Origin of the sequence: Mycobacterium sp. (genome assembly GCF_049281135.1) — a bacterium.
Taxonomy (GTDB): domain Bacteria; phylum Actinomycetota; class Actinomycetes; order Mycobacteriales; family Mycobacteriaceae; genus Mycobacterium.
Map to the genome: position 1 here is coordinate 1 of NZ_JBAPRN010000235.1, position 4715 is coordinate 4715.

The window sequence follows — 4715 nt, forward strand, 5'->3', positions numbered from 1 at the left end:
GAAGCTACGGATGTTCGAGCTGTTGTTTGGACAGGTCACAACGATACTCGGCGAGCTCGACGACTCGAAGTCCGCGACGTTTGAATCACGTGTTCTTGAAGCGCTTTTCGCGGATAACAACTCCAAAATGGACGGGCTGCTATCGCAGTTGGGCGCTGAGCTCGCTGATGCCCGTGAACGAGCCTCGACGCTCATCGCCGCCGACAGCGGTCTTAGTAACTGGATGGCGGCCGCATTTGAACACCGCAAAGAATTAACCAAAGAAGGGAGTGCCGAGCTCAGGCCCGAGGTCACCGAGCGTGCGCGGCTGCGCCAGAGAAGAGTGCAGTCTTGGGTCAGAAGTGTACTCAAAGCTCTTGCGGCGCAACTCTTGCACGACACCGGCGAGGGCGAGGGCGCTTTCCTCACAGCCGAGTTCGACGAAGAATTTGCTGAAGAGCTAGGCGGCCGTACGCTGATGCACCTTGCGTTTGATCGACATGGATTAGAGCACCATCCAGACGCAGAGCTTTGCGCCGTAGGCTCGCCCGTATTCGATGAATTACTGGGGCTTCTGCGGATGCGCGGTGACCTCCACGCGACTGTTCCGGTGATTCCGGACGCAGCTGGCCCCAGTCCATTCCAGCATTCCACGACGATTTCGCTGGTTCGCCGACGACTCATACCGGCGGGTAGTTGGAGCGGCCACGCCACCTTTCGCGCGACCGTCGGTGAAGCAGAGACGTCAGAACATATCCTCACCGCTGATGTGAATGGACACAGCGAGATACGGTTGCCTCGACGCCCTCTGAATGAAGGCGAGTCGCTGCCATCGGCATTCGACCTACCTGCTGGGATGGTCACGGCGTTTGAGCGCGACGCGGCGAGCCAGCTAGAGAAACTTCGGCGCAACCGCGCTGAGCAGGTCGAGCGGGATCAGGCCCGTGAGCTCGAGCGAATTCGTAATGGTTACCAGGCACAGATTGCGGAAGCGTCCTACGAAGACAGACTTAGGCTTCAGAAAGCTCTCAAATCTGAGGAACGACGACTCAGCAGACGTCCCGACGTCCGTGCGCGCGCAAAACTACTCGCGATCACCCTCGACGAGGATGACTGGCTAGTCGAAGAAACCTGGGCTAATCGGCATGGCGGAGAGGCTGAGCTCACCTACGACTGGGGCCATCGCGAACCCCCTGAGGTCGTCAGCGATGCCTCAGATGAACCGATTACTGTGCTGGCACTTTGTGCGGCTCCGCACTGGGTCGATGCGTCCGAGATCGTCCGTTGCGGCTCCTGCGACTCGGACCTTTGCACCGCGTGTGGAGACAATGCAGTATTCGCGGATTGCTCTATATGCGCCCTCCCCGCCTGCGGTGTCTGCCGAACTGACACGGGTGGATTGTGTCGGCAGTGCGGATCGCCCGAGCGAGCTCCGGAGTTAGACACGCAGTTCGCTGTTGGTTGGCGGTTGGGACAGGGAGCAACACTCCTGGTCGGTGAGCGCGTTGCCGAATTAACGCGAAGTGGTGAGTCGTTGCCGACTTATGTGCTACCCGATGAGGAGGTAAACGACCGGGATCGAATCCGTTTGCTCTCGTACGCGATTCATGATGGGTTGCCAGCCGACAGTGGACTGATCTCGAGAGAGCTCATTGCCCGGCCGACGTTGCACGACAGCAGTCGGGTCACCCTGCGAGCTTCCGCGGCTGTTCACACCGAATTTTCGGTTACGATCGGCTCCCCCTCGGCTATCGATGCCTCAGCCATCAAAGATCTACCCGAGCACTCGGCACCCACAGCCGCTGGCGAGCGGAAATCATTCCTTGCGCACTTACTAAAGGAACTACGAGATGAAGTGCCGCCGACGCCACCGCCTGCGGTACTTGTCACACATCGTTGCCACTTTAAGGACCTCTACCTTGAAGCAGACCGCCTCGTCGAGCAAGCATCGAAAGTGGGTGACGATGGCACGGTACAGATGGTTCATGAGCAGACTGCTGCCTTCGAATGGCGGGAGGAATCCCTTCAGGATCCGATCATTGCGACCGCCGAGCTTGCCGGGCTGCGGGTAGCCCTCGAACGACGAAATGAAGCAGTCCTAGTCCGTGTGACCGACGATACGCAACCACAAAACGGCCCTCCGTGGATGGCGCTCCCCCAAAATGACTCTGCTGAAGATCAATTCGCCTGGTTCGACTGGCTGCGTTCGCGGGGCCTTCCCGGCAGCAGAGTGGGCAGATTTCCACACGAACCCGTGGCGATGGTCGAACCTTGGCCGAATCCATCGGAATGTCAGCTACTCAGCAGAAGAATCGAGCCCGTAGCCGAACTAAGGACAGGCGGCGACCCGAGTGATCTCGTGCCGGCAGATCACGCGTCTCTGGTTGCCATTGGCGGGCTGCGCGGCATCGCTCATGCGCGCGCCGCCAAACCGATGCCGACCGAGTTGAGTCGCGCCATTCTGGGAAAGACGAATCAATCATTCAACGCGTACGTGCGCAACGGGTTCGACATCCACGAGACTTGGCAAGGACATGGGACCGCGACACACGAATATCGGGCGTTTGATGGTCAGCCCGTTGCCCCGACGCTCGACGACGCTGGACACAAGGAGACCAACTTCGGTGTCTGCCGAGACGGCCACTTTTACTCCCCAGGTGCAGTCGAATTGTGCGCATCCTGCGGAACATGGTCGTGCAGAGCGTGCGATGACATTGACCATCGTGCGTCGATCGAATGCCAAAGCTGCACCAGGCCGGTGTGCCGCCGCTGCTTGTCGAAAACGCACAATGTATTTGACGACCAATGCTTAATGTGCGGTGACCGCGAATGCGCACAATGCGGCCGCAACCCGGAGGTCTTGCCATGCCCCATTTGCGCACGAATCATGTGCTCGGATTGTCGCGTGAACGAGCTGTGCCCGGCTTGTAGCGGTTTAACGCACGCCTCTAACAACCAACTGAACAGCCTTCCAAAAAGCCTAGCTGCCAACGGCGCAACCGTCCTCATCGGCTTTGATGACAATGCGACGACCGTTGTGATCAACCGGGGCGACGGCGCCGAGAGCGCCGTCATTCGAAACGAGGCGATCGACTCCTGGGTCGCGTTCGGCAGGACCGAATTGAGTGACACTTACCGGCTGCGCCTTTATGCAAGTAGCCACCTCGGCGCTCAAGTAGTGCCAACCATCGAACCTGTCGGCGTCGAAACTCCAATCGAGGCAACGCATGTCATGTTGCAGTCGAGCCGCCTATTCCGTCCCGCGTGGTCTGCGACTGGGCTCGGCAAACAGGATCGAAGCAACCGAACGTTCCTCAGTCCAGAGCCTGATCTAGCCGGATTGCTCGCTAATGAGTTTCCAGCGATTACGCAATTACCGACTGCTGTCAATACGACAGCTTTCCAGGTGAAGCAAATTGTCGACTCGATGCCGAAACCAGATACCGTCGAGCTTGTCTTACGCTGGCACCGCACGGGTCAAGATATAGCCGTTTCTGATTCCGGGCTTATCTCACGTGTACTTGATGGTTCTGACTTTGAGGAGTCCCTGACCGCCTGGAGCGACATCGAAGTTGCGCCAACTTGGGTAAGCGACACGTGGCAACCAGTTCCAACTGTCCGCAAGTATGCGGCGCTGAACAACGTTGAGGCCGTGGTTGTCTCGATCGCATCGCTGTTGGCACTTGGTGTGAGAATCGATGGCCAGACAGATTGGTACGCCATAACTCCCTCGCCGGAAGCTCCGGCCGCGACCATGCTGGCACGGTCGATGGGTCAATTTGAAGCCGACGCAGTTGGCGCATTCACGGACCCGAGAGTCGTAACCCGCTCAACAGTGTCGAACGCGACCAACGTGTCTCTCAGAGTTCACCCGTTGGCGTCGATCGAACCCAGCACGCGCCGAGAACTGTCACAAACGACGACGGAGGCGCTGGAATACTGGTCACCCGGCGTCAAGCCCGTCATACCAGAGCTCGGTGAGCTCCCCCACAAATTCCGCGCCGCACTGGAGAAATCCGTGCGAAGCAGTAGATCTCGAATCGCCCTCCTAATCGGTGCTCGGTTCGAGGAAGAAGTTACGGTCGAAGGCGGCCCAGTATGGGCTTACCAAATAAACCTCATACCAGGCGAGACAGACGCACGGCGAGTTGACTCCGTCAGCAGGGTTCGGCGGACCGCCGGAATAATCGATCGTGAGGGCCATTACGGCTCGGACGGTCTTGTGTGCCCATACTGCGCCGCAAAACTCTGTGCACTTTGCACCGACGGACTGGTCAGCTGTGACTGCTGCGGTGTTTCGATTTGTAAGCGTTGCATTGGAGAACCGCACACAGACCTTTGGCTCTGCCCTGCGTGCATGACACTGCGACCACCGACTCGTAGCGAGGCCCGCCAGCACGGGCGGTTGCTACTGACCCGACAGATGCTAATCAGCAGCGATTCACGGCACACCGTCGTCGTAGAACAGACGAAGCACAGGTGGATGCGACTCGCTGGCGACGAGGGAAAGCAGGCAATCGCCAACCCGGCAGTTGGGAACTTTCTGAGTGAGCGGCTGTAGTTTGCCCGCCCCGGCGCCCAGGATTGGAGGTGCAACCGTCAGCCGCCCGCCACCCGCCCTCCCCCGCTGCGACCAACATGGGCTCATTGCCGGCCCACAGATACGGCTGCTCCGGGCCCACGTTGAGCTGCGAGGTGAACTTGTCCAGCCGCTCGGCCACCGCCTGCCGCCCACC

Annotated in this window: 1 protein-coding gene and 1 pseudogene; one reads left to right on the forward strand and one right to left on the reverse strand. The window is 59.3% G+C overall.

What is annotated here, in order from left to right:
* Positions 1-10: 10 nt before the first annotated feature.
* On the forward strand, positions 11-4540 hold the full coding sequence (locus WAN02_RS09515; protein WP_422263904.1) for a hypothetical protein: 4530 nt from the start codon (positions 11-13) through the stop codon (positions 4538-4540).
* Between the two features lie 79 nt (positions 4541-4619).
* Here the strand turns inward: WAN02_RS09515 and WAN02_RS09520 are convergent.
* Positions 4620-4715: pseudogene (locus tag WAN02_RS09520) on the reverse strand (hypothetical protein); the annotation flags it as partial.